Origin of the sequence: Legionella parisiensis, from assembly GCF_001467945.1 — a bacterium.
Classification (GTDB): Bacteria; Pseudomonadota; Gammaproteobacteria; order Legionellales; family Legionellaceae; genus Legionella; species Legionella parisiensis.
In genome coordinates this window covers 1,870,345-1,896,999 of sequence record NZ_LNYQ01000013.1, presented here as the reverse complement: position 1 = coordinate 1,896,999, position 26,655 = coordinate 1,870,345, and the positions used below count along the sequence as shown (strand labels likewise).

Sequence of the window (26,655 nt, the reverse complement as noted above, 5' to 3'; positions counted from 1 at the left end):
GATAATGCTCCAATTACTTAGTTTTAAATTTGGGTAGATTCGATAAAATTTGAGTCAGTGTATTGCTGGTATTTTGCATCTGAGAGATTAAGAGATCCACGGCATTCCATTGTTTATAATATCTTTGTTCAAGAGTAATGCTACGCTCATTGATGCGTTCTTGCACTTCATCTAATTGTTGTGCTTGGGTATTTAAACGATCTATTCTTTCTTCAATTTCACCATCTTCACCAATCAATGAATCTAAATAGCCATCAATCAATGAGGCCAGCCCATCACTGACAATAATTTGCCCTCTATCCCCAACGAGCCCGGACAGAACATCAATTGATAATGTACTGAAGTCACCGGTACCCTTTAGGGTAATCCCATCCGTTGAGTTGGCTAAAATGCCTCCTATGGTACCTGAAATGCTAGTACCCGGAGTATATTCATTTAAAATGACATCATATGCACCTGCACCAACTTTAGTGTCCACTGAATTAATTTTAATATTGGGATCGGTAGCAGTTATTTTTTTTGCAAATAAATTGCTAATATCTTGGTAATTATTATTAATCGCTTCATCCAACATATCGGGATCGATTTCCATTAGTCCATGTTTATCACTGGTTATCCCTAGGTCAGCAAGACTTTGTATGGGACCATCAGTAGTTAGAGGGTTAGTAGCTAAGTGATATAAGTTTGTTTTTAAATCTCTAAGTTTGTCGTCACCTTGCAAAACTCCTCTTGCTCTGGTCTCCATATCGAAACCAGTTAAGGCAGTGATGAAACTGATAAAATCATTATATTTTTTGACGAAATCATTAATTAAACCCTTGAGATGCGCTATATCTTTTTTCACGGTTAAGGTGATTGTTGTTGCTGGATCAGCTTGTTGAAGATCAAGCGTAATTCCTGTTATCGCATTTTCCAGTCGATTATTGCCTTCGCTCAGAAGCAATCCATTAATTTGTACTTGGCTATTTTGGGCTGCCATAGTTTGACTTAATGAGGTGTTGCTTGTTGTTGGATCATAATTCATGGCCGTTAAACTACCTGTAATTTGCATCGCGTATTTTTCACCTGTTTCAGAAGAAGTTAATGTTAATCTTGAGCCAACACTATCTTGTACTATCGATGCGGTAACAACTGCATTTTCGGCGTTAATGGCATCGCGAACCGCGCTAAGACTATCATTTCCTGGGCTGATATTAATTGTCACAGGAGAAACTTCGGTATTTAGGGTGAATGTTGTATTGGCATTGCTGTAGGTACCAAAGTTTATCGTGATGCTCCCGTTACCAACGGAAGAACTATTGTTAGCGAAATAACCACTTGCAAGACTTTGAGCCTGAGCCAATTGATTCACTTTTATTTGATATAAGCCTTCAGCTGCTTGTTCTGTAGTCGATGCAGAAATATACCCAGGTTCGCTGAGCGACAAATTCATTTTATTGAACTCACTCGCATTAGATAGGGAATTGAGTGCTGTTTGAAAGTTGGCTATGGCACTTTTTAATTGCCCAAAAGCAGACAGCTCAGTGGTGACGGAATTAAGCTTTTTATCATGTCGCAGTTGTGCTGGCATGAGATCGGCTTTGACCATGCTTTCAACCATTGCTTTAATGTCCAAACCTGACCCAATGCCTGGAGTTGATAGGCCCATAATATTCCCTTATCTATTTTAGTAATTTCAATGAAATTACGTTTATCCATAAATTGCATCAAACATGTTTATCTATAGAACCACTAATTATCCCATCAAGCAAGTTGAGTAAGTGCAAATACTCGTCTGAAGGTATTTTGCGTATTATCTTGTCTGAGATTTTATCAGTGACTATAGTTTGCAAAAGACCTGTAGCATGGTCTATAGCCTGTTTCGAATCAATATCTAGATTAAGATCCGATGTGGCGCATTTAGTCACAGGCTTAATATTTTTATCTTTTAATTTGACTGAATCAGTTTGTAGCAATTTATTGTTTGCTGGAGGAATCGATTCCATAGTCATTTTTTACTCCTTTCCCTTGATTGATACCTTAATCATTGGGATATAGATAAGCCGAAAAGCGGCAAATGCCGCATTTCGGTTTTTCTTACTTCGTTCACAACTATCCTAACAAGGACAGAACAGATTGTGGCATCGCATTTGCTTGAGCCAACATTGCTGTTCCTGCTTGTTGTAAGATTTGGTTTTTAGTTAAACTTGCCATTTCTGCCGCATAATCAGTATCTTGAATACGGCTGCGTGCAGCAGACATATTATCAGATACGTTTTGCAGGTTAGCTACAGTCGCATCAAGTCTATTTTGCAGGGCACCTAATGCTGCGCGGTTATTGGTGACACTATCTAAGGCAGCACTGATTCTCAATATAGCTTGCTCTGCGCCATCTTGAGATGTGATGTCAATACTATTAACACCATTTGTATCCAAGCTGATTGTACCTGATAGACCAATATCAGCTATAGTTCCGCCGATAGAAATGGTTTGTGCAGCACTCATAGTGAGTTGTCCGCGCAGGGTAGCTGCAAATGGACCGCCTGTGACTGTGAGCCCGTCAGTACCGGCGGTAAATCCGGTACCACTCTCAGTTACTGCAATGTTTCTTCCATCCGTTGCAGTTAAAGTCATGTCACCGCCATTTAGAGATGCCACAACTCCTGTTTGACTACTTACGGCATTGATTGCATCCATAAGGTCAGTGTTCGTTAATGCAGTGGAGACGTCTTGGTTCGTAAATATGTCAACTCCGTTAATGCTCAGATTATAAGTATCCGCTGCTGTTCCACCTATAGCTCCAACAGTTTGAGTGCCACTAGTTGATGCTGTTACAGTTAAACCGGGAACACCTGCAGCATTAATTGCAGCTGCTTTAGCATATGCGGATGAGCTATCTTGGCCAGTTGCTGTTCCCACATAATTCGCAGAAGAACTGACGCTAACCGCTGGGTTAGTACCAAGAGCAAGAGTAATATCAGCAGCTGCAGCGGCACTTACCTCGGTTCCTTGTTGATAAGCAATACTACCTATTGTTGAGGAGGAAATACTGTTTATCGAAAACGATAGTGTTTCCCCTGCATTAGAGCCAATTTGCAGAGAAGCATTAGTATATGAACCATTCAAAATGCTTTGCCCGTTGAATTGCGTACTCGTAGCTATGTGATCCATTTCACTCAAAAGGTTATTGACTTCATTCTGCAAAGCTTGACGGTTTGATTGGCTATAAGTTCCGTTTGCAGATTGAAGCGCCAACTCCCTCATACGTTGTAAAAGGTTAGTTGACTCTTGCATCGCACCTTCAGCAACCTGTGCTAGTGAAATACCGTCATTGGCGTTTTTCACTGCTTGGTCCATACCGCGAATCTGTGATGTCATATTTGTTGCAATTGCCAGCCCTGCGGCATCATCTTTTGCACTATTAATTTTTAGACCAGATGATAATCTCTGTATCGCAGTAGCCATCGCGTTACTTGATTTAGATAAGTTACGCTGAGCAATTAACGAGGGTACGTTAGTATTAATAATTTGAGCCATAGTTATAGTCTCCTCAGACCTAAATCCCTGGTTTGGGACATTTGTAAATTGGCAAATTCCTTTTAAAAGCAAACTTACCGTACGCACAATGGTTATCGGACATATGGCAAAAAACTTTAGGCGCATACTCATTTTTTTTCAAAAATGTTTGAATTTTATTTATTAAAATTAATGAGTTATATTTTTTGAGCACTCTGTTTTTGTTTTCTGATTTTCACCATATTTTACTTTTGATCTAAAAGCATGTAGCGCGAGGTGAGTCTTAGTGAAACGAAACGTATGGGTTCTTATAACTACTACATGCAGGCTGTATATTAAAGAACAGACAAATTTACGCATCAAGAAAAGCTCTAATCTGTTTTAATGTGCATTTAAGAATATTTTTTTCTGTGTATAATATTACGATTCTATAATTTTGGGTTCCAATTATGAGTTGGTTTAAAAAACTATTGCCTTCAAGAGTTAGTACGAGTTCCTCCAAAAAAAAAGGAGTTCCTGAAGGCTTATGGCTTAAATGTTCAGGCTGTAACGAAGTTCTCTATAGTACTGAATTAGAAAAAAATTTAATGGTCTGCCCCTCCTGTAATTTTCATCACCGGATATCTGCACGGGTTCGAATTCAACAATTTCTTGATGAGGGCGGCCAGGAAGAGATTGCTGGATCATTAGAGCCTCAAGATCGATTGAAGTTTAGGGACTCAAAAAAATATAAAGACAGGATCTCACAAGCTCAAAAAGCAACAGGTGAGAAGGAAGCTTTGATCATTGTCAAAGGTACGCTATTGCAACAACCTGTGGTTGTTGGCTCCTTTGAGTTCAGTTTTATGGGTGGCTCCATGGGAGCTACAGTAGGAGAGAAGTTTGTTCGCGCAATTCAAATAGCAACAAAAGAGCAAAGACCTTATATTTGTTTTACTGCAAGTGGTGGCGCACGGATGCAAGAAGGACTTTTTTCTTTAATGCAGATGGCCAAAACTTCAGCTGCTCTTGCTCTATTTGCTGAAACAGGTTTACCTTTTATTGTCGTTTTGACTGATCCAACCATGGGCGGGGTGTCTGCAAGTTTTGCAAGTTTAGGTGATGTGATTATTGCTGAGCCTAATGCGTTAATTGGTTTTGCTGGGCCAAGAGTTATTGAGCAAACTGTAAGACAAACTTTACCGGAAGGCTTTCAGCGTAGCGAATTTTTGTTAGAACATGGACATATCGACATGATTCTCGGACGAAAAGATATACGTCCAGTTGTTGCTGAATTGATAGCTAAATTAACACGCAAAAGTGTAGGAGATTCAGTTGCCAAAGCAGTATCCTATTAGGCCTCTTACGAAGCATGTTGTAGAAAGAGAAATGCAAGAAGGTACGAAGCAACTCTCCACTCCGACAGCGCTTCGAAATAAGTCTATTAACGAATGGTTACATGATCTAGAAACTAGAAGTACTCATGAAATACAACTTGGTTTAACGCGTATTATGGAGGTTGCTCAAAAATTATTTTTGCAACTTCCAGATTGTCCTGTTATTACTGTAGCAGGTACTAATGGAAAAGGTTCAACAGTAACTGCTCTCGAAATGATTTATCATGTTGCTGGATATAAAGTGGGTGCTTATACCTCACCTCATCTTATCCAGTTTAATGAACGTATTCGTGTAAATTTAACCCCTATTTCTGATGATGACTTATGTCAGGCCTTTAGTATTATCGAAGAAGCTCGTGGAGAAACTCTTTTAACTTATTTTGAAATGACTACATTGGCTGCCTTGTGGTATTTCAAGAAAATGGAGTTGGATATTGTTATTCTTGAAGTGGGATTAGGTGGTCGGTTGGACGCTACCAATATTGTGGATGCAGAATTATCCATAATTACTACCATAGATTTTGACCATCAGGAGTACTTGGGGAATACACTTGATGCCATTGGCTATGAGAAAGCGGGTGTTTTGCGTTCTGGTAAACCGTTCATCTATGCTGATTTTAATCCACCTGCATCGGTTACTCAGGTAGCGAAACAACTTGGTGCTCCTGCCTATGTGTATGGCAAAGAATTTTTCATCCAAGAAGAAGATTCTGTTTGGAATCTTCATTATAAGGAAAAACTAGGGCTTTTCTCTGTATCTGGATTGTCTAAGCCTTCAATACAGCTGAGATCAGCTGCAGCTGCAATTACTGCTAGTGTTTTACTTGAACATTATCTGCCAGTGGCACCTCCCCATATTGAAGTTGCCATGCAACGTATTTATATTCCTGGTCGTTTGCAATTGGTTGAAGGCAGGGTGAGCACTCTATTAGATGTGTCTCATAACCCCCAATCGGTAAGATTACTCGCAGATACTTTGTGTATGATGAAAAAAACAAAAATTCATGCTGTTTTTTCTGCTTTGAAAGATAAAGATATTTTTAACCTGATAATGCCTTTGAAGGATTGTGTTGATCGGTGGTATCCTGCACAATTGGATAATAAACGTGCTGCTACTGGAAATTTGTTGCTCAGTTTTTTTAAGAATGCAGAAATTCCTGTAGAAACTTGCTATAATAACCCTCTTACAGCTTTTGAAGCTGCATTGAAGCAAGCTAAACCTGGTGACTTGATTGTTGTTTATGGGTCTTTTTTTACTGTGAGTCATGTTATGGCAAATAGGAGATTCAATGAAATTAGTAATTGATGAAAAGCTAAAACATCGTTTAGTTGGTGTCGCTGTAGTTTTATCGTTAGGTGCAATTTTTCTGCCTGCGATGATGAAGAAATCAAGCAAACGTCTTGAAAATAATTTTAGTGTAAAGGTCCAGTTACCTCCTAAACCTGCAACTCCTAATGTAGCGATAACTGATGAAAAGGAGATGTTTAAAACCATAAAGGTGGCTAGGATTGAAATACCCTCCACTGTAGAGCAAAAAAAATCAAGTCCAGGACAAGAGGACCTCATTCAATCCGTTCAAGTAGCTCATAATGAAGCTGTTTCTGTTGCAAAAGTAGAGGCATCTAAGGCAGATACTGTAGCTAAACCAATTGAGTTAGCGTTAAGTAACGCAGCACAAAATGTAGTTAAAAAGCAAGTAAAAGTGGCTGCTGTAACGGTACCTGCTAAACCAGTTAAAGTCTCTAAACCGGTTGCAAAAGTGAGTCCTAAAACGATTAAAAAACCGGTAATTGCTCAAGTAAATACAAATATCAACAGTAAAAATTACAAAAGAAATATGTATGCAGTCCAATTGGCCTCATTTTCAAAGTTGGACAATGCCCAATCCTTGGTTAGTAAATTACGTGGCAAAGGATATAAAGCAAGTTATATCAAAACTGCTGGAAGACAGGGGCCTGTTTATAAGGTTTATGCGGGGCATTCACCCGTTAAAAGCGATGTAATGAAGTTGAAAATTCAATTGGCAAGTGCTATGCAGTTGAATGGTTTTATAGTCAATACTGGAGTTAGCTAGCCATGCAATTTCAATGGGTTGATTTAATTTTTATAATAATAATTGGCTTATCCTCGATTACTGGCTTGTTAAGAGGATTTATTAAAGAAGCTATTGCTTTGGGAGTATGGATATTAGCGGTATGGGCAGGCTATCACTACTCAGGAAGCCTTAATCCCTATCTGCAACCTTATATACAAGATCAATCAATTCGGACAATAATAGGTTTTGTTATTGTTGTACTTGGTGTTTTAATCGCTGGGGGTATAGCTAATGCGATACTTGGCCTCTTTTTAAGGGGAAGCGGTTTGGGCGCTATGGACAAAGTTTTAGGCGGTATTTTTGGCTTTTCCCGTGGTGTTTTCATTCTTTCTCTTATCTTCTCAATACTCAGCATGACCTCTTTGCCTTATCAGCAATACGTACAAGGTTCCAGAGTGTATAATCAGCTTTTACCAGTTATAAGCTGGATTTCCGGCTCTTTACCCGGTTTAATTAATAAAGCAAAGCAAACGGTATCAGCAAATGAGTCTTTTAATTTTATTGATATAACCCCTGATTCTTAATGTATTTATAGACGGTGAGAGGGAGCTTGTTTGTAACATCAGCTCCCTTCTGTATTTCTTCGCGAATGGAAGTGGAAGAAATATTATAATTACCTGCATCAAATAAAAAAACATTTCCAGCTTGGGTGTTTAAGAGTTTTACTTTACTCTTAGTTTGATACTTTTCCAAAAACTCTTGCATAATTTCTGGGATAGCTTGCCTAATAAATTCATTTCTATTTATTATCAGTAAATTCGCTAATGTAATGATTTTCTCCCACTGATGCCAACGTGGCAATGAGAGGAAGGCATCATATCCAATAATCAAAGTTATAGATGATTGAGGGTACTCCAGCCTAAAGCTTCCTAAAGTTTCAACCATATAAGAGGGGGTATCCCGTTTAATCTCTCGTAAATCAAGTTTAAAGTCAGGTATCTCTTTAATTGCCAACTTTAACATGTCTACTCTTTGTTCATTGTTAGCTAACGTTGGTGGCTTTATAGCTGGTGTCTTACAAGGGAGAAAAATATAGGAGTCAAACTTAATATGTGTTTGTATGAATTTACTGGCCTGTAAATGACCATTATGTATGGGATCAAAGGTACCGCCAAAAATAGCTATGCTGTGCATGTGTCACCTATTAATTTCCCCATACAAAGTGAAAGAGTTACGTTTTCCAGAGAGCTCCATACTTGAGTGTATGAACTATTCGATTTAATGCGTTCATCGATGGAGTAACAGTATTGATGGAGCTGCTGCAGTATTACTTGATTGAATCGATTACAACATATCTTATAGAGATTGACACGTTGAGGCCAAATTTTTAATTGACTACATGCGTTTTGAATATCAATTTTCTTTTCTATCAAATAAGACAATTGTGTGATTAATCTTATTTCCTGACTGAGCATCCATAAGACTAAAGTTGCTTCTGTCTTATTATTTGCTGCATGACGTAGAATCTGAATGGCCTTATCCCCTTGGCCAAGAAGACATGCATCGACTAACTCAAAAAGATCATGGTCACATTGATTGGATAAATGCTCTAATACGTGTTGTGTCTCAATTTTACTGTTAGGAGTATAAGACAATGCTACTTTTTCAATCACTTGGGCACAGGCCAGCATATTTCCCTGCGTATATTGGTGAATTAAATCGGGAACTAGTGGATCATAATTCATGAAATTTTTCTTTAATTGCATCACTATCCAACTTTTTAGTGCTTCTGGATTAAGTGGATAGGATAGAATAAGTGCCGCGTGCTCATGAGAAGATATCCACTGTAATTGTTTTGCAGGTACATTGGGTGCTCTAATAACAATGAAACAACGCGAATTAATCAAGTTAAGGTATTCAGTGAGTATTTTCTTTCCTGTAGCATCTAGGGATTTCTTATCATAAAAAATATTTAAGAGTACAGTATCTGAAAATAAGGAGTAACTGTTTGCTTCGTCCTTTACTGTATTCCAATCTTCTGCTGACTGGATGGATATGATTTGCTCATCATAGTTATAACTTCTTTGGATGGCCGACTTTATGATCGCTAAAGATTCTTCGAGTAAGTAATTATCTTGTCCGATAATTATATAAAGTGGGGCAATTTTCTTTTGCACTTGCTGGGCAAGCATTTGTTGTTTGATTTGCATGATAATTTTAGTTTAAATGTGCATGTGTTGCTTTTTTCGTACCCACACTACTCTTTCTCGTATCTGGGTTGAAGTCTTGTAGATGGCTCAGACGATAAATTATTTGGGTCACAGCATCTTGCTTCATTTCTCCAATTAAAATACTTTCCTCATCTTTAGAACCTAGAATCCGGTTATTATTTAATATAAGTTCCCTGGAAATACTGATCCTGGCAGGAGTATTAATAACTTGACCTGTGCGTGTTTTCAATACAAATACTACGGTGAGAGTTAAAGTATATTGTCGGGGATTTGTGCTTGCTCCAACACTGATAATCTGTTGTTGTAAGTTCACTTCATTAACGATTAACCAATATTTAGCTCGAGAGGGTTCAGGATTCACTTCAACATTGGATCCCTCCAGTCGAGATTGCAGTATTGAGACGAACTGTTTGTCATCATTTTCAGAAATAATAGCTACATTATTAAGCCATCTGGGTACATTGTTCATGCCGCGTAGATGAAACCCGCAGGCTGATAGCAATAATATGAACAGTAACGGTACTACACAGCGTAAAGCTGCAATTTGATGCTTTTGCTGTTCATGTTCCGCAACTTGTATATGAAGTCCATGCGGGACTTTAGAAACATCCGGGCCACACTTCATTAGTTAACAACCAAATTAATTAGTTGTCTGTGTGCCACAACAATTGCCTTTCTTACTGTTTTATCAGCAAGGAAATCTTTTGCATGTTCTTTGGCTGCACCAATTAATGCTTCTTCTGTAGCATCCACACCTGCGGTAAATTGAGCTCTTAGTTTCCCATTAACTTGAACCACATAATCCACCTCTTCAGTTTTTAGAGCACCTTTGTCTACTCTTGGCCAATTTGCATCAATAATCGCTTTTTCAAAGCCTAATTGTTGCCAAATATGGTGAGTCATATGCGGTGTTATAGGGGCCAATAAACGTAACAGTATACTCATGCTGGAGTGAATAAAGAATTTATCTTCTTCAGTTTGTATAGAATAACTGGATATTTCATTAAACAGCTTCATGCATCCTGAAACTACTGTATTGAACTGATTGCGATCGTAATCATGTGTCGCTTGTGCAAGAATTTGGTGAACAACCAGTCGTGATTTCTTTAATCGACTTTCCGCTTGCTGCCAATTCACGTGCCCATTGCCGCTTAGAATGATGTCATTGATCTCCATGAACATATTTTGATACTGATAGGCAAAAGCCCAGATGCGTTTTAGAAAACGATGCGCACCTTCCACAGCAGTATCTGACCACTCCAATGATTGTTCTGGTGGTGCGGCAAACATAACAAATAAACGTGCAGTGTCCGCTCCATAAGTGTCGATAAGATGATTGGGATCAACGACATTACCTACAGACTTAGACATTTTGTGTCCGTCTTTTAAAACCATTCCTTGGGTTAGCAGAGCTTTAAATGGTTCATCCGAATTCACTAAACCTTCATCACGCATTAGTTTGTGAAAAAAGCGAGCATAAAGTAAATGCATTACTGCATGTTCGATCCCGCCCACATATTGATCCACCGGAGTCCAATATTTTGCTCGGTCATCAAGCATGGCATTTTCCTGACCTTTACATGCAAAGCGGGCATAATACCAAGATGACTCAACAAAGGTATCAAAAGTGTCTGTTTCGCGAGATGCATCCTGACCGCACTTTGGACAGCTTACGTTTACAAATTCTGGGCATTGGGCCAATGGCGAACCGGTACCTGTAAATGTGACATTTTCCGGAAGAATCACTGGGAGATCTTGGTCTGGAACAGGCACAGTTCCGCATTGGTCACATAAAATCATGGGAATAGGAGTACCCCAATATCTTTGCCTGGATACGCCCCAGTCACGCAACCTATAGTTAATTGTTGCTTTGCCTGCATCATGTTCCTCAAGGAAGCTGGTTATTGTTTCCACCGCTTGGGAGGAGCTTAACCCATCAAATTGACCGGAGTTAATTAATGTGCCTTCTTCAGTATAAGCGGATTTGCTTAAGTCATGCGGGGTGTCACTTGCAGGTTTAATGACTTCTTTAATTGGCAATTGGTATTTGTGCGCAAATTCCCAGTCTCTTTGATCATGTGCTGGGACTGACATTACAGCTCCAGAGCCGTATTGCATGAGTACAAAATTTGCGACCCATATCGGTAATTCTTCACCAGTTATAGGATGGATTGCCGACATGCCTGTAGCGACACCTCGCTTTTCCATAGTAGCGAGTTCTGCCTCAGCCATTTTAGTACCTTGGCAACTATCAATGAACTCTTTGACGTCCTTACGAGTGCTTGCTGCTTCTTTAGCAAGCGGGTGATCCGTTGCAACAGCAAGGTATGTTGCACCCATTAAGGTATCAGGGCGGGTTGTATATACTTTTAATCGTTTAGGATAATTATTGACATTAAAATGAATTTCAGTACCAGTGGAGCGACCTATCCAGTTGCGCTGCATTTGCTTCACTTGTGCTGGCCATTCGTCCAATGTATCTAGTGAACTGAGTAATTCATCAGCATAAGCTGTAATTTTAATAAACCATTGGGAGATTTCCTTTCGTTCCACAAGAGCTCCCGAACGCCAGCCGCGTCCATCGACAACTTGCTCATTTGCCAAAACGGTTTGATCTACAGGATCCCAATTTACCACCGCATTTTTCTTGTATACTAAGCCTTTTTCGAATAATCGAATAAAAAACCATTGTTCCCACCGATAATATTCAGGTACACATGTGCTAATTTCACGTCGCCAATCATAGGCATTACCAAGACGTAAAAATTGTTTTTTCATGGACTCTATATTTTTTTTTGTCCATTCTGCAGGGGGGATTCCGTTTTTTATGGCCGCATTTTCAGCCGGCAAGCCAAATGCATCCCAACCAATGGGCTGAAGAACATTTTTACCCAAAGCACGTTGATAACGAGCAATAACGTCACCAATAGTGTAGTTACGAACATGCCCCATGTGTAATGTCCCACTTGGGTAGGGAAACATGGATAAACAATAAAATTTCTCTCTGTTTAAATCTTCTGAAACGTTAAATGATTGTTTTTTATGCCAATACTGTTGAGCTTGTTCTTCAACTTCTTGTGGTATATAGGTATTATCCATAGTCCGATTTTTTAAGTGACTCTAAATCGCTAAGGATAACTCCTCTTGTGTCCGCCAGCAATAGATTATTGCTGGAATAAGCGACGAAGTTGAATAAAAAGTATAAGAATAAGAAAAATAGAGCAAAATATGAGCACGGGATACTCATTCCAAATAATCCATGGGGTTAGACCTTCGGCAGGAAATATACTGCTTTGCAGGAGGCCGGAACTAAATGGAGGAAGACTTTCTACTATATCCCCACTTGCGTCAATTACTGATGATAAACCATCATTATTGACTACTACTTGATATCGTCCGGTAAGTAGGGAGAGGATTTGAGCCATCTGTAATTGTTGGTAACTTGCTAATGAGTGTCCAAACCAACCATTATCACTAATTGAGACAATCCATTGGGCTTTAGGCATTTGATCACGTAAAATATTGGGGTAAGCAATCTCATAACAAATGAGACTTGCTATAGGATGGTTTTCGATGCGAATTAAAGATTGTTTTCTTTTTCCTGGTAATAAATTGGGTTCGGGTAAATTAAACCAACGATTTATAGCAACCAGAGGTTTGGGAATATACTCACCAAAAGGAACCAGATGGCGTTTGAGTTTTTTCCCCTTTGCCTGCCCAAGCGTAATGACCGAGTTGTAATAATTTGTTTCACTGTCATCTGTAGGTTGTAAAATGCCCAACATGAGAGCGCTATTCGCTTTCAGGGCTTTTTTGTTCAGTTTTAATAAGTATTTATCCAAATAACTTGCAGGTAGTGGTATGGCTGATTCTGGTAAAATAATTAATTGTTTACCTAAGAGTTTATTAATTGCATCTTCATAGTATTTTAATAAATTCCAAAATAAGGTTTCATCCCATTTATCGCGCATGGATAAATTAGCCTGAATAGCACCAACACTGATAGGTTCTTTTTTGATTTGGGACCATGAAATATTTTTGCAAAGTATGGGGCTAATAATAATGAGCACAATTATGATCAAATAGTGGTAGCGTTTTGGGGAATTTTGTGACACAGCTAAAGTCAGTAATGTAGAAATTAAAGCACATACAAAGCTGAGTCCGTAAATTCCTAAAAGGGGAGCGATGTATTTAATCGGGGTATCAATGAGGATGGTGCCTATTAATAACCAGGGGAAACCGCTAAATAAATTAGCACGACAGTATTCACTCAAGCACCATAAGACACAAAATAGAGTTAATGACACCAGTTTTCGATTTTTGAACTCAAGCAATTTATACAGACATGCAACAAGGGCAGGGAAGACAGCGAGATACATAATGAATATTAATGTAACTAAGCCCGCAAGGAAATAATTGAGTTGGCCATAGTCATGAATACTGACTATAACCCAGGAAATTCCAAAACCGAAATACCCTATCCCATAAAAAAAACCAAGTGAAAAACTTTGTTTTGCAGAGCAATTCTGTAGACATGAATAGAGAAAAGCCAAACTTAATAGTGCTAATCCTGGTATATGGAAAGGGGCAAAACCAAAAGGCGCCAGAAGGCCTGCTATAAATACAAAAAAGTATTTAACATAGCCAAGACCAATTGATGAATTCAAGGGAATAGAATTGGCTAAAGCGGTTGGCTTCATGAGTTGTTAGAAAATTATAAAACGATAAGATAATTGAGTCCTTTATCCAGGTCAAGAATTAGTAAAACTTTTTATAGATGATATGCCCTAATTTAGGTGAAATGCAGGTTAAGGTAATCAACTAATATTTGTTTCTTCTGTACTAGGAATACATCTAATTTCTGAACATACAGCCATTCTTCAGATACTTGCCGTGCTTTATTCACGGTATCCAGTCGAACGCGAATATAGATTGGGCTGGATTTTGCGCATACAGCGTGGAATGTAAGCTTTTTGATTTTATATCATGATAGAGGCGATTGTAATGGGTCACCTCTGTCTGCATCCAGTATCTTTGCCTGCGGGCTCAAGTTTGAGGCCGGGGCGGATATTATTTTTTCAGAACATAAGTTCCTGGTGCATCACAAATTGGTCTTATTTCCTTTTCAGGGTTTCCTAGTTCGGGTGGTTTTTTTTTCGTGCCAGAGTAATCTGCAAGCCATTTTTCCCATGCTGGCCACCATGAATCTTTGAAATAAGGGGCTCTTTCCAACCAAATATCAGGGGCTAAATGTTTATCATTCTCTTTATGAGTCAGCATTTGATAACTTTGTCTTGATTCACCTGGTTCATTAACAATCCCTGTGTTGTGTCCTGCATTGGTCAATATGAAGGTAATATCGCTATCAGTAAAGTAATGAATTTTATACACTGATTTCCAAGGTGCTATGTGATCTTTTATAGTACTTACTGCAAAAATAGGTATATTGATATCGGCAAGATTAATGTTTTCATCATCAATTTTAAATCGTCCTTCAACTAAATCATTATTTAAGAACAAACTACGTAAATACTTACTATGCATTTTATAGGGCATGCGTGTGGTATCGTAATTCCAAGCCATTAAATCACTAACCTCCTGTCGCTTACCCAATAAATAATCATAAACCATCCGAGACCAAATGAGATCGATAGAGCGTAACATATTGAACGCGCCAGCCATTTGCGAACCTTCTAAATAGCCCTTTTCCCACATGATATCTTCAATATAGGTAAGTTGGTTTTCGTCAATAAACAACTGCAACTCCCCTGCATCCTGAAAATCGGTTTGCGCGGCAAACAAAGTAATTGTTTTTAATCGATCATCATTATCAGCGGCCATTTTCGCAGCAACAATGGTTAATAAAGTTCCACCGATACAATATCCTACTGCATGGATTTTTTCTTTGGGGATAATTTGATTTATTGTTTTTAATGAATCCATTACACCTTGTATTGCATAATCAGAAAAGTCTAAGTCTCTATCTTCAGATGTTGGATTTTTCCAGGAAATCATAAAAACAGTGTGCCCCTTATCTACCAAGAATTTAACCATGGAGTTGTTAGGTGAGAGATCAAGAATATAATATTTCATGATCCAAGCAGGAATGATTAAAATTGGCTCTGGATGTACTGTTGATGTTGTTGGCTCATATTGGATAAGTTCAATTAAATTATTTCTATAAATAACCTTTCCTGATGTTACTGCTACATTCTTTCCTACTTTATATTGTTCACTTCCCGCTGGTGGTTTGTTGTTCAATTTTCGGATGATGTCATTAACAAAATTATTCCATCCTTTGATAAAATTCATGCCACCTTCATTCATTGCGGTAGTAATTACTTCAGGATTCATCCCTGGGAAATTGGATGGAGCAAAAACATCCAAAATTTGACGTGTTACAAAATTAACTATCTTTTCATGATGCTTGGAAACGCCACGAAGATGTGTTGTAGCATTCTCCCACCATTCCTCTGCTAATAAAAAGGATTGTGAGTACATATTGAATGGAAACTCAGACCATAATTCATTTTTAAAGCGGTGATCTGTTTGACGTACTTCAATACAGGGTTCACATTTATCCTGGCTTTGTTGTTGTATGTATAACAATAAATGCCCTAGTTTTTTGAGTGCATTTTTATTTAAGTCAATTCGCTTTGCAGGCGAAAAAATTAAATATATGAGCCAATCTGTAAAAGACATCATAAGTGTCCCAGGGGATAGCCAGTTACACAGTTGGCTGCTTAAAGCGTGGAATAATCTATCAATACTTAGCCCCTCATAATCGTATTTTTCTGATTCGGTCACTAAGGGGGCCTGAGTATTTTCAGTTGTTTTTTTGGGGGGCTTTTTGGATTTCTTCATGATCAACTCCCTTTATCAATTCAAGAATTTTTTAAAATATGTCCTTCTTCAATATTACGTATTAAAAAGTGAAATAGCTCAATTTTAAAATTGTTATTTTGTTCTGCACATAGTTTAGAGGATACTATCCAATTCTTAATATTTTGTGTAGGATGATTGCGTTTTATAATGGGAGAGGGATAAATGTATAATGTAATGATTACTGGTGCAGGGAAAATTGGTAGCCTAATCGCTTGTTTATTATCAGAAAGCGGTTCTTATCAGGTTCATCTGGTTGATATTGATTTTAATGGATCAGATGTAAAAAGGCTGTTGGACGCAGTACCCAAAATTAAAACAGTAGCCTTAGATGTTCGAGATCAGCAGTCAACCCAGGCTTATATGGAAAAAAATGGTATTGTGGCTGTTATGTCAAGCCTTCCATATTTTCTTAATACTTATGTTGCTGAAGCTGCAAAAGCTGCTAAAGCACATTATTTTGATCTCACCGAAGATACCGCAGTGACTGAAGCAGTGAAAGCAATTGCTCTTGATGCAGAAACTGCATTCGTTCCTCAATGCGGGTTAGCTCCCGGATTTATCAGCATCGCTGCAAATAGTTTGATGCATGAGTTTGAAGAGTGTCATCATGTTAAATTACGTGTCGGAGCGCTTCCTCAAAATGCAAATAATGCACTGCAATATTCATTAACTTGGTCAACTGATGGAGTAATTAATGAGTACGGTAACCCTTGTTATGGAATTAAATATGGAAAATCGGTAACTTTAGCACCTTTAGAAGGATTGGAAACTATTCAAATCGATGGTTGTGAATATGAAGCATTTAACACATCAGGTGGATTGGGAAGTTTGGCTGAATTGCATGCGGGTAAAGTGCAAACCATGAATTATAAGACCATGCGTTATCCTGGCCATTGTTCAAAGATGCGTTTATTAATGAACGACTTGCGATTAAATCAAGATAGACCTACGTTAAAACGCATTTTAGAAAATGCTATTCCCAAAACTTATCAAGATCTTGTGATTGTGTATGTTTCTGTGGAAGGTATAAAACAGGGCGAGTTGACTGAAAAAAATTATGTGAAAAAGATTTACCCTGCGGAAATTTGTGGTTTGGAGTGGTCAGCAATTCAAATTAGTACGGCTTCTGGTGTTTGTGCAGTAGTTGATTTAGTACTTGGGCAAGAAAATGAATATAAGGGATTGATTTTACAAGAAAAATTCCAATTGTCTTCGGTGCTGGAAAATCGATTTGGTCGCTATTACGCTTAATCTAGAAATATCATGGTTACTGTTCCCGGATATTTTTGTTAATCCGGGTACTATGGAGGCACTTAATGGACATATTAAAACGCTTAAAAATTCACGCAGTTAATCCGGGCGCCTTTAGTGGTCAAGGTTGGCAAAGCGGGGTTCATGAGCATCAATTAATTTCTTATAACCCTGCAAATGGTGAGAAGCTTGCGGAAATAGCAACATGCACTATGCGCGATTATGAAGAGGTAATGACTCGTGCGCAATATGCTGCGCACGAGTGGAAAAAAGTTCCTGCTCCCAAAAGGGGAGAAATCATCAGGCAAATTGGACAAGCATTGCGGGAACATAAAGATGCTTTGGGAAGTTTGGTTTCTCTTGAAATGGGAAAATCGAAGCAGGAAGGGGATGGAGAAGTTCAGGAGATGATTGATATAGCCGATTTTGCGGTAGGTCAGTCACGAATGTTATATGGTAATTCCATGCACTCGGAACGCCCTCAACACAGAATGTATGAGCAGTGGCATCCATATGGTATTGTTGGTGTTATTTCGGCTTTTAACTTTCCCGTTGCTGTTTGGTCTTGGAATGCTTTTCTGGCTGCTATCTGTGGTAATGTGACTTTGTGGAAACCTTCAGCAAAGACACCTTTATGTGCTGTTGCAGTTCAGCATATTTGCAATGATGTGTTAAGAGCTAATGGTTGTCCGGAAATATTCAGTTTAATTATTCCCGAAAGTCACGATGTGGTTGAGGAAATGGTTAATGATAAGCGTATACCCCTTATTTCATTTACTGGCTCAACAGCTGTAGGGAAACAGGTTGCCGAAAAAGTTGCAGCTCGATTAGGTAAAACAATACTAGAGTTAGGCGGTAATAATGCAATTATTCTTGATGAATCAGCTGACCTGCATTTAGCAATCCCTGCCATTGTTTTTGGAGCAGTAGGTACTGCAGGTCAACGATGTACTTCTACACGACGCCTATTTGTTCATCATTCTAAATATGATTATGTTGTAGAGCGTTTACGTTTTGCCTATGAACAAATAACAATTGGTGATCCTTTAGATAAGAAAAATTTAATGGGGCCTCTTATTGATGAACAAGCCGTTTATCAATTTAATCAGGCAATAGCTCGAATTAAGGAAGCAGGCGGTCGGATTATTTTTGGTGGCGAACCTGTACAAGGTTCTGGTTTTTTTGTCCAACCTACATTGGTATGCAATGTAAAAAATCATTGGGAAATTGTGCAAGAAGAAACATTTGCACCAATTCTGTACGTAATGCCGTTTCAGACAATCGATGAGGCCATCGCCTTACAAAATCATGTACCCCAAGGATTGTCTTCTGCTATGTTCACGCAAAGCCTGAAAAATGCAGAACATTTTTTAAGTGCCTGGGGCAGCGATTGTGGAATAGCCAATATTAATATAGGTACTTCAGGTGCTGAAATTGGCGGTGCATTTGGTGGGGAAAAAGAAACCGGTGGTGGGCGTGAATCGGGCTCTGATTCTTGGAAAGCATACATGCGTCGACAAACCAATACGATAAATTGGGGAAATGAGTTACCTTTGGCTCAAGGTATTCGTTTTGACTTGTCTTGATTTAGTCAATTGTTGTAGCCTGGGTGAAGCGAAGCGTAACTCAGGTTCATAGGACATAAATTACCCGGGTTTCGCTTCGCTTCACCCAGGCTACATTGTAATTAACGAGGAAAAAAGAATGCAGGGACCTTTTTTTATAAAAAAAGTCGCAGTTCTGGGTGCTGGTGTTATGGGTGCGCAGATTGCAGCGCACTGTGTTAACGCAGGTATAGAAACGTTACTCTATGATTTGGCATCTAAAGAAGGAGATGCGAATGCACTGATTGATAAGTCAATAGCTAATTTAGGAAAGTTAAAACCCGCTCCACTTGCTACTGCCCAAACCGCAAGACTGTTGCAAGCACGAAATTATGAACGGGATCTGGCTGATTTAACTTCATGCGATTTAATTATTGAAGCAATAGCTGAGCGTTTGGACTGGAAAGAAGATTTATACAAGCGGATTTCTCCATTTTTAGCAGAACACTCAATTTTAGTGAGTAATACCTCGGGTTTGAGTATTAATTCTTTATGTTCTGTTTTACCAAAAGCACATAGAAAAAACTTTTGTGGCGTTCACTTTTTTAATCCTCCTCGGTATATGCATCTTGCAGAACTTATTCCTGCTGAAACTACGGATAGAGAGTTAGTGGATAACCTGGAGGCATGGTTAACCCGTTATCTAGGTAAAGGAGTGGTACGTGCCAAAGATACACCTAATTTTATAGGCAATCGCATAGGCGTATTTTCTCTCTTAACAACCTTGCATCATGCTTTTGCTATGGACATGGGATTGGATGAAGTTGATGCATTGACAGGTCCTTTGTTGGGTAGACCGAAATCCGCTACGTTTCGTACTATGGATGTTGTCGGTCTGGATACCATGCAACATGTAATCCACACAATGCAACAACAGTTACAAGATGATCCATGGCATCATACTTTTGTGCTGCCCGAATGGCTCCTTAACCTCATTAAAGATGGACATTTAGGGCAAAAATCAGGCCAAGGTATCTATAGAAAAAATGGCAAAATTATTGAGGTTTATGATGTTGGAACCGCAAGTTATCGCCCGGCACAACCCGTTGTAAGTGATGAGTTAAAATCGATTATGGGTAATCCTGATCCGGCAGCACGCATGCAAAGCCTAATTATTTCCAATAACAAGCAAGCACAATTCTTGGCTGCATGCTTCAGAGATTTATTCCATTATTGTGCGTATCATCTTGAGTCAATTGCAGATAATGTTCGAGATGTTGATTTGGCGATTCGCTGGGGCTTCGGATGGATGCAAGGACCTTTTGAAACATGGCAATTAGCAGACCTGGAAAAAATGACCCAGTATATAAATCAGGCAATAAAGGAAAAATCATCCCTTAGTACGGCGCAATTGCCGGGATGGCTTTTGGAAATCGATGCCTTTTATACTGAACGTGGTGCATATTCTCCACAGAAAAATGATTATCAATCGCGAAGCCAATTACCTGTGTACAAACGTCAATTCTTTACTGACCGGGTTATTAAAGAATCAGCACATCCTACACCAGTGATTTATGAAAATGAAGGTGTACGTTTATGGCATTTACAAGATGATGTGGCTGTAGTGAATTTTAAAAGTAAAGCCAATACTGTAGGACAAGCAGTTCTTGATGGATTGGAGGCCGCGGTGGAAACCGCAGAAAAACAATGTCGCGGGTTAATTATTTATCAACACGATGCGACTAATTTTTGTTCAGGTGCGGACTTGCGTGGTGTTCTTAATTTAATTAAGGACAACAAAATGCAAGCTTTGGAGACTATGATTGCACAATTTCAACGTGTGGCTTTACGTTTGAAATACAGTCCTGTTCCAACAGTTGCAGCATTGAGAGGACGTGCTCTTGGCGGCGGTTGTGAATTAATGATGCATTGTGATGCTGTGGTTGCTGCCTTTGAAGCTTATCCCGGCCTGGTTGAGTTTGGTGTCGGAGTTATACCTGCTGGTGGTGGATGCAAAGAGATGGCCATGCGTGCTGCGCATCTGGCTCCCAAAGGGGATTTGATGGCATTCCTTCAGAGTTACTATCAACAGATTGCCACGGCGCAAGTTGCAGGTTCAGCTGCAGATGCAATGCAGATGGGCTATTTGCGAAATACGGACAGTTATGTCATGAATGCTGATGAAGTACTCTATGTTGCATTGGCTAAGGTAAATTCCATGCATATGGAAAATTATCTACCTCCTTTAAAGAAACAGTTTCAAATTGCTGGAATTGAAGGTAAAGCACGACTACAAGCAGGATTGGTAAACTGGTTAGAGGGTGGATTTATTTCTCAGCATGATTATTTCATTGCTACGGAGTTAGCGTCAGTGCTTTGTGGTGGCAATCTCAATCAAAACACATTTGTTGATGAGAACTGGATGCTTAAGTTAGAGCGAGAGGCTTTTATAACTCTTGCTGGAACACAATTAACTCAAGCACGGATTAGTCATTTACTAGAAACTGGCAAGCCGTTACGCAACTAAGGGAGATTTGAACATGACGAATGTATATGTAGTTGACGCGTTACGCACCCCAGTAGGTAAAGCACCGCGAGGTATATTTAAGAATACTTTACCTGATGATTTATTGGCTCATGTGATCAGAAATTTAATGGTACGTAATCCGTCAGTAGATCATCAGGAAATCGGAGACGTTGTAATAGGTTGTGCTATGCCTGAGGCAGAGCAAGGCATGAATGTAGCACGTATTGCATCATTACTTGCCGACTTACCTCAATCTGTCCCTGCAATGACAATCAATCGTTTTTGCTCTTCTGGAGTGCAAAGTATTGCTACTGTAGCAGAATCCATACGTAGTGGTGACATGCATTTGGCTCTTGCTGGTGGTGTTGAAAGTATGTCTATGGTCCCTTTAGGGGGAAATAAATACACGGCGAATCCCGTTATATTCAACAATGAAGATATCGCAATTGCATACGGTATGGGTATTACTGCTGAAAATGTTGCAAAACGCTGGGAAATTACTCGAGAACAACAAGATGAGTTTGCTGCTGAAAGTCATAAAAAAGCAGTAGCAGCACAGCAACGTGGTGACTTTAAAGCAGAGATCAGCCCCGTAGAAATCACCATTAGACAAGCAGATTTAGAAAACTCTACGGTAATAATGAAAAAAAAATGGGTAAGTGATGATGAAGGACCGCGAGCTGATACTTCTTATGAAGTGATTTCTAAATTAAAACCAGTCTTTGCTGCAAAGGGAACGGTTACTGCAGGAAACAGCTCCCAGACCAGTGATGGTGCAGGTATTGCTTTATTGGCCAGTGAAAAGGCTTTACATCAATATAATTTAAAACCAATAGGACGATTATTGAGTTATGCTGTTGCCGGGGTACCTCCTGAAATTATGGGTATTGGTCCTATTCAAGCAATTCCAATTGCTTTAAAACGAGCTGGTATTACTTTAGATCAGTTGGATTGGATAGAGCTTAATGAGGCCTTTGCAGCGCAAGCTTTGGCAGTAATTAAAGAGCTTGGTCTTCCTCGAAGCAAAGTGAATCCTTTAGGGGGAGCTATTGCTTTAGGACATCCTTTAGGAGCAACAGGTGCAATTAGAACAGTTACTTTATTGAATGGATTAAAAAGAATTAAAGGACGATATGGCATGGTGACCATGTGTATTGGTACTGGTATGGGGGCTGCTGCAATATTTGAAGCTTTATAGATTTGTAGCCGAGTTTTGAAGGAAACCGTTCATGTAACTATATTAATATATGAGAGCTTAGGTGAAGCAAAGTGACCCCAGGCTCTCCAGTGGTATTAATTCGAACTCAAAAAGCAGCGAACGATCGTTTGGATAATAATGGCACAGGCCGGGAGATCAATAAAATTCCCCCTTAGTTTGATTGTATGATTAGGCGTTGCAGAAAGTTAAGGCAGAAGGATCTAAAAATTAATTTTTGAGAACCAAGTAACAAACTAAATGGATATTTTTAAGGGTCCGGATGGGGAATTGCTCTATTTGGTAAAGACTTGCGTTAAGTTTTTTCCAGGCTTGATGCTTTGTAGTTAGGTTATTCTCCTATTCCAAGTGAAGCCCGAGCTAACTGTGCTTTTGCTGTCTCTCAGGTTACACGTTGTAAAAAAATCTTTAAATAAGTTGCTACTTAATTTTTATCGCGGAATATAATGCGACCTTTGGACAAGTCATAGGGGGTTAACTCGACTTTGACTTTATCACCAGTTAAAATTCTAATGTAATTTTTACGCATACGACCGGATATGTGTGCAGTGACAACATGTCCATTTTCTAATTCAACACGGAACATGGTGTTAGGTAAGGTATCTATAACGGTTCCAGCCATTTCTATATGATCTTCTTTTGCCATAGGTCTCTCAGTGATGTATCAAATGTATAAGGGTTATTATTATATACTTAACTGCGTGTATACTGCACTAAAATGAAGAAAATGGCAATCTAAGCTCATTAAAATTTAATTAGTTAGTTTATTCATGACTGGTTTACTACAGACACTATAGACTCCGGCATTAATAACTTCTCTTATCCTACTTTATGTGTATTGACTAACCCGGGAATCTCCTCAACGATAAATACATCACCAACATAGTCAACATAGTGTCTTTCTTGACTGACTTGTGCACGACTAGGTCTAATCAATCCATGTAAATTAAATTCATTTTTTTGTAATTCAAAGCACAGAGTTTTAATCTGTTCGGGAGTAACACATTGCTCAAATAGAATTTTTGCAGTTGTGAGAAAGCGCTGCATTTCATCATCAAAAGTTATTTTATCTTGCAGATATTTTGTTTTTACTTCAAGTGTATCTGTAAATGCAGGTTCTTTAGGGGGCTTAGGAACTATTTTCCAACCGTCATGGGTTAATCCCAATCGAAGATGTTTTACCATTTCATGTTCTTGAGAGTAATATGAAACAGTTATTATTCCAGCTGAATTATCTCTTATTAAAAATACAGCCTTAGTTTCTTTTTTTGTGGCACCATGGGTTTCCAAAATATCGTGTAATTGATTACTGCTCAGTTTTCCAAAAATAATAGAAACTTTCGACTCTGATTCTTTATATCGTTGTGAATCCATAGGCCAATACTCCAGGATGTCTAGTAACTACATTGTCAATCATTGAAGCCATAACAGGATGGTATGGTGTTCACATGTCCATATCGTATAATAATAGTACACTGTTATGGTTATTTAAAATATTTAAGGCAAAATGATATTCCATGGGCCTTGCTTTGTAGGATGTTCTAATGACTGGGATAACAGGTGAAGAAATTCTTTTCGTTCGATAACTTTAGCGCCTAGACTTTGTAAATGATTGGTCGGAATTTGGCAGTCAATAAAATCAAAATTCCAGTCAATCATTGTTTTGCATAAATAATAAAAGGCAATTTTTGAGGCATCTGTTATCTTATGGAACATCGATTCACCAAAAAAAGCGTGGCCTAAACTGAGTCCGTATAAGCCTCCTACAAGATCATTTTCATACCATATTTCAAAGGAATGAGCATACCCCATAGTATGTAATCGAGTGTAAGCTTCAATCATTTCTTTCGTAATCCAGGTATTATTTATTCGTTCAGTACACGTAGCACATGCAGTAATTACTTGTTTAAAGGCTGTATCTATTGTGAAACTGAAGGATTTTTTTAATGATTTTTTTAAACTGCGAGACACTTTAAATTCATCAGGAATCAATATGAGCCTTGGGTTTGGAGACCACCAGAGAATAGGTGTCCCTGGCTCATACCAAGGGAAAATTCCTTGTCTATAAGCCTGAAGTATGCGTTGGGGTTTTAAATCACCACCAATAAATAATAGACCTTGTTCATCACTGGTTTCTGGATTTGGAAAGAAGTGAATTTCATTATGACTCAATACAATCTCCTAGATTTTTCAAGAATTTTTCTCGTACAAATCTTTTTTATTCTACAATTATTATAAACCTAGAAAAAGCAGTTGAAACTTGTTGCGTAGGCTAAAGATATCGAATTTGCTAGAAATTTTCGTTCGCTACGTCCTCAACTACTTTTTTCTAGATTAAAAATGAACTGGAGGAAACAATTGGACTATTTGTATAGCCTGGGCAATATTCTAATGCTTTTGAGCCTTTGTTTTAGAAAAGTACTTTTTCTTCGTACAATATTTATACTATCTGATCTATCGTTTTTGCTCTATGGGGCATTGGCTGATGTACCTCCAGTTGCGTATTGGGCTATCGCATCATTAGTAATTAATTTTGTACAAATTGGTATTTTGTTAAGAGATATGATGCCTAGAGACTTGCCTTATGATTTGCAACAAATAAAAGATTTATTTTTTTCAAGCATGCAAACGAGTGATTTTATTCGTCTGATTAAATTAAGTTATCGAGGCACTTCCAGTAATAAAAAAATGTTGACTAAAGGAGAACCTGTAGAAAACTTAATGTTGATCACTGAGGGTTTGGTTTATATCGAGGTAGATGGAGCTACTATTGAGGTAGGTCCTTATCACTTTATTGGTGAGATGAGTTATTTTAGAGACGGTAAGGCCAGCACTACCATACATTCACGAGAACCAGTAGATTTTTTATATTGGCGTTATTCTGATTTGCGTCGCCTACAAGAAAACAACCCTCCCTTATTTATGAAAATGATTGAAGCTATGGGAAAGGATATTATGTTGAAAATGCTTCATGAAAATAAAACGTCAGAGTCGGTATAATAGAGATAGCTCTATTCGAGGCAGCAAAGCAGAGTTGTTTTATAAGTCAGCTTCACCGCATGCCAAATTTTAATTAAACGCTATTTTCCTAAATTCAAATCCAAATATTGCTCTGCATCAAGAGCCGCCATACAACCAAAACCAGCAGAGGTAATGGCTTGTCGATACACATGGTCAGCTACATCACCACAAGCAAATACGCCGGGAATAGAAGTGCTGGTTGCCATGCCTTCCAGGCCTGAATTTATAACGATATAACCATTATTCATGATCAGTTGATCTTTAAACAAATCAGTATTAGGTGTGTGTCCTATAGCAATGAATACACCATCAACATTTAATAATTCCTTATTATCAGTTTGTACATTACGAATTAAAGCTCCAGTTACTTTTTTATCATCGCCAATGACTTCATCAAGAGTGGAGTTCCAAATTATTTTAATATTACCGTTACGTGTTTTTTCAAAGAGTTTGTCCTGAAGAATTTTCTCGGCACGCAGGCTGTCGCGTCGATGTACTAGGGTAACCGATGAGGCGAGGTTAGATAAATAAAGCGCTTCCTCAACTGCAGTATTTCCTCCACCAATAACACAAACTGCTTTATTGCGATAAAAAAAGCCATCGCATGTGGCGCAGGCAGAAACCCCGCGGCCTTGATAAGCTGATTCTGACTCTAATCCCAGATATCGTGCAGAAGCTCCCGTAGCGATGATCAACGCATCACAGGTATAAATATCACTATCACCATGCAGTGTAAAAGGAGCTTGTGCCAAATTAGCTTTGACAATATGATCAAAAATAATTTGAGTATCAAAGCGTTCTGCATGTTTTTGCATACGCTCCATGAGGGCAGGGCCTTGAAGCCCCTCGATGTCACCAGGCCAGTTATCGACGTCCGTTGTGGTCGTCAATTGACCTCCTGGTTGCATTCCAGTGATTAAAACTGGATGTAGATTGGCTCTTGCAGCATAGACTGCAGCGGTATAGCCTGCTGGTCCTGAACCTAATATGATTAAGCGGTGATGATTGCTTGAGCTCATTATCTCTGCCTTCCTTAATATTTTGATATTTTGTGTTAAGATGGCGAATATTAT

General features: G+C 38.7%; 22 protein-coding genes. 9 read left to right on the top strand and 13 right to left on the bottom strand.

Annotated elements, in window-relative coordinates:
- Positions 1-13 precede the first annotated feature (13 nt).
- The 3 genes from fliD to Lpar_RS14475 all read right to left on the bottom strand — a co-directional run bounded on the left by fliD (position 14) and on the right by Lpar_RS14475 (position 3,516).
- Positions 14-1,648, bottom strand: coding sequence for a flagellar filament capping protein FliD (fliD, locus tag Lpar_RS14485; protein WP_058518592.1), 1,635 nt, complete (start codon positions 1,646-1,648; stop codon positions 14-16).
- Positions 1,649-1,706: 58 nt separating this feature from the next.
- Complete coding sequence (locus tag Lpar_RS14480) at positions 1,707-1,991, bottom strand: flagellar protein FlaG (protein WP_058518591.1); 285 nt, start codon at positions 1,989-1,991, stop codon at positions 1,707-1,709.
- Positions 1,992-2,091: 100 nt separating this feature from the next.
- On the bottom strand, positions 2,092-3,516 hold the full coding sequence (locus Lpar_RS14475) for a flagellin N-terminal helical domain-containing protein (protein ID WP_058518590.1): 1,425 nt from the start codon (positions 3,514-3,516) through the stop codon (positions 2,092-2,094).
- 428 nt (positions 3,517-3,944) lie between these two features.
- On the opposite strand from Lpar_RS14475, the gene accD reads away from it, so the two are divergent.
- The 4 genes from accD to Lpar_RS14455 are packed head-to-tail and all read left to right on the top strand — an operon-like array spanning position 3,945 to position 7,491.
- Positions 3,945-4,832, top strand: a complete 888-nt coding sequence (accD, locus tag Lpar_RS14470) for an acetyl-CoA carboxylase, carboxyltransferase subunit beta (protein WP_058518589.1) — start codon at positions 3,945-3,947, stop codon at positions 4,830-4,832.
- A 31-nt stretch (positions 4,833-4,863) separates the two neighbouring features.
- Complete coding sequence (gene folC, locus Lpar_RS14465) at positions 4,864-6,177, top strand: bifunctional tetrahydrofolate synthase/dihydrofolate synthase (protein WP_058519290.1); 1,314 nt, start codon at positions 4,864-4,866, stop codon at positions 6,175-6,177.
- Positions 6,161-6,946: an SPOR domain-containing protein gene (locus Lpar_RS14460; protein WP_058518588.1), complete on the top strand. Its 786-nt coding sequence runs from the start codon at positions 6,161-6,163 to the stop codon at positions 6,944-6,946. The genes folC and Lpar_RS14460 overlap by 17 nt, the downstream gene beginning before the upstream one ends.
- 2 nt (positions 6,947-6,948) lie before the next feature.
- Positions 6,949-7,491, top strand: coding sequence for a CvpA family protein (locus tag Lpar_RS14455; RefSeq protein WP_058518587.1), 543 nt, complete (start codon positions 6,949-6,951; stop codon positions 7,489-7,491).
- Here the strand turns inward: Lpar_RS14455 and nadD are convergent.
- The 6 genes from nadD to Lpar_RS14425 all read right to left on the bottom strand — a co-directional run bounded on the left by nadD (position 7,466) and on the right by Lpar_RS14425 (position 16,002).
- On the bottom strand, positions 7,466-8,101 hold the full coding sequence (nadD, locus tag Lpar_RS14450) for a nicotinate-nucleotide adenylyltransferase (protein ID WP_058518586.1): 636 nt from the start codon (positions 8,099-8,101) through the stop codon (positions 7,466-7,468). The genes Lpar_RS14455 and nadD overlap by 26 nt on opposite strands.
- Entirely contained in the window at positions 8,089-9,117 is a 1,029-nt protein-coding gene (holA, locus tag Lpar_RS14445) for a DNA polymerase III subunit delta (protein ID WP_058518585.1), read from the bottom strand. Before holA ends, nadD begins: the two co-directional genes overlap by 13 nt.
- Positions 9,118-9,124: 7 nt before the next feature.
- Positions 9,125-9,763: an LPS-assembly lipoprotein LptE gene (locus tag Lpar_RS14440; protein ID WP_058518584.1), complete on the bottom strand. Its 639-nt coding sequence runs from the start codon at positions 9,761-9,763 to the stop codon at positions 9,125-9,127.
- On the bottom strand, positions 9,763-12,237 hold the full coding sequence (leuS, locus tag Lpar_RS14435; RefSeq protein WP_058518583.1) for a leucine--tRNA ligase: 2,475 nt from the start codon (positions 12,235-12,237) through the stop codon (positions 9,763-9,765). Before leuS ends, Lpar_RS14440 begins: the two co-directional genes overlap by 1 nt.
- Before the next feature lie 65 nt (positions 12,238-12,302).
- Complete coding sequence (gene lnt / locus Lpar_RS14430) at positions 12,303-13,838, bottom strand: apolipoprotein N-acyltransferase (protein WP_058518582.1); 1,536 nt, start codon at positions 13,836-13,838, stop codon at positions 12,303-12,305.
- Between the two features lie 370 nt (positions 13,839-14,208).
- Complete coding sequence (locus tag Lpar_RS14425) at positions 14,209-16,002, bottom strand: PHA/PHB synthase family protein (protein ID WP_058518581.1); 1,794 nt, start codon at positions 16,000-16,002, stop codon at positions 14,209-14,211.
- A gap of 183 nt (positions 16,003-16,185) precedes the next feature.
- Between Lpar_RS14425 and Lpar_RS14420 the strand changes: the two genes are divergently transcribed.
- From Lpar_RS14420 to Lpar_RS14405, 4 genes are all read left to right on the top strand, one after another.
- A complete protein-coding gene (locus Lpar_RS14420; RefSeq protein ID WP_058518580.1) occupies positions 16,186-17,274 on the top strand; it encodes a saccharopine dehydrogenase family protein in 1,089 nt (362 codons plus the stop codon).
- A 65-nt stretch (positions 17,275-17,339) separates the two neighbouring features.
- Complete coding sequence (amaB, locus tag Lpar_RS14415; RefSeq protein WP_058518579.1) at positions 17,340-18,860, top strand: L-piperidine-6-carboxylate dehydrogenase; 1,521 nt, start codon at positions 17,340-17,342, stop codon at positions 18,858-18,860.
- 118 nt (positions 18,861-18,978) lie between these two features.
- Positions 18,979-21,345, top strand: a complete 2,367-nt coding sequence (locus Lpar_RS14410; RefSeq protein ID WP_058518578.1) for a 3-hydroxyacyl-CoA dehydrogenase/enoyl-CoA hydratase family protein — start codon at positions 18,979-18,981, stop codon at positions 21,343-21,345.
- Between the two features lie 13 nt (positions 21,346-21,358).
- Complete coding sequence (locus tag Lpar_RS14405) at positions 21,359-22,543, top strand: acetyl-CoA C-acyltransferase (protein WP_058518577.1); 1,185 nt, start codon at positions 21,359-21,361, stop codon at positions 22,541-22,543.
- A gap of 442 nt (positions 22,544-22,985) precedes the next feature.
- On the opposite strand, the gene infA is transcribed toward Lpar_RS14405, so the two are convergent.
- The 3 genes from infA to aat form a co-directional block, all read right to left on the bottom strand.
- A complete protein-coding gene (gene infA, locus Lpar_RS14400) occupies positions 22,986-23,207 on the bottom strand; it encodes a translation initiation factor IF-1 (protein ID WP_006872751.1) in 222 nt (73 codons plus the stop codon).
- A gap of 173 nt (positions 23,208-23,380) precedes the next feature.
- Positions 23,381-23,935: a hypothetical protein gene (locus Lpar_RS14395; protein ID WP_058518576.1), complete on the bottom strand. Its 555-nt coding sequence runs from the start codon at positions 23,933-23,935 to the stop codon at positions 23,381-23,383.
- A 123-nt stretch (positions 23,936-24,058) separates the two neighbouring features.
- Positions 24,059-24,733, bottom strand: a complete 675-nt coding sequence (gene aat / locus Lpar_RS14390; RefSeq protein WP_058518575.1) for a leucyl/phenylalanyl-tRNA--protein transferase — start codon at positions 24,731-24,733, stop codon at positions 24,059-24,061.
- Positions 24,734-24,919: 186 nt separating this feature from the next.
- Between aat and Lpar_RS14385 the strand changes: the two genes are divergently transcribed.
- The gene (locus tag Lpar_RS14385; RefSeq protein WP_058518574.1) at positions 24,920-25,561 is read left to right on the top strand and encodes a cyclic nucleotide-binding domain-containing protein; all 642 of its coding nucleotides are present in this window, start codon (positions 24,920-24,922) and stop codon (positions 25,559-25,561) included.
- A gap of 80 nt (positions 25,562-25,641) precedes the next feature.
- Here Lpar_RS14385 and trxB read toward each other — a convergent pair whose 3' ends face one another.
- Positions 25,642-26,601 carry a thioredoxin-disulfide reductase gene (trxB, locus tag Lpar_RS14380; protein WP_058518573.1) on the bottom strand — a complete coding sequence of 320 codons (960 nt, stop codon included), beginning with the start codon at positions 26,599-26,601 and terminating at the stop codon, positions 25,642-25,644.
- Between the last annotated feature and the right edge of the window lie 54 nt (positions 26,602-26,655).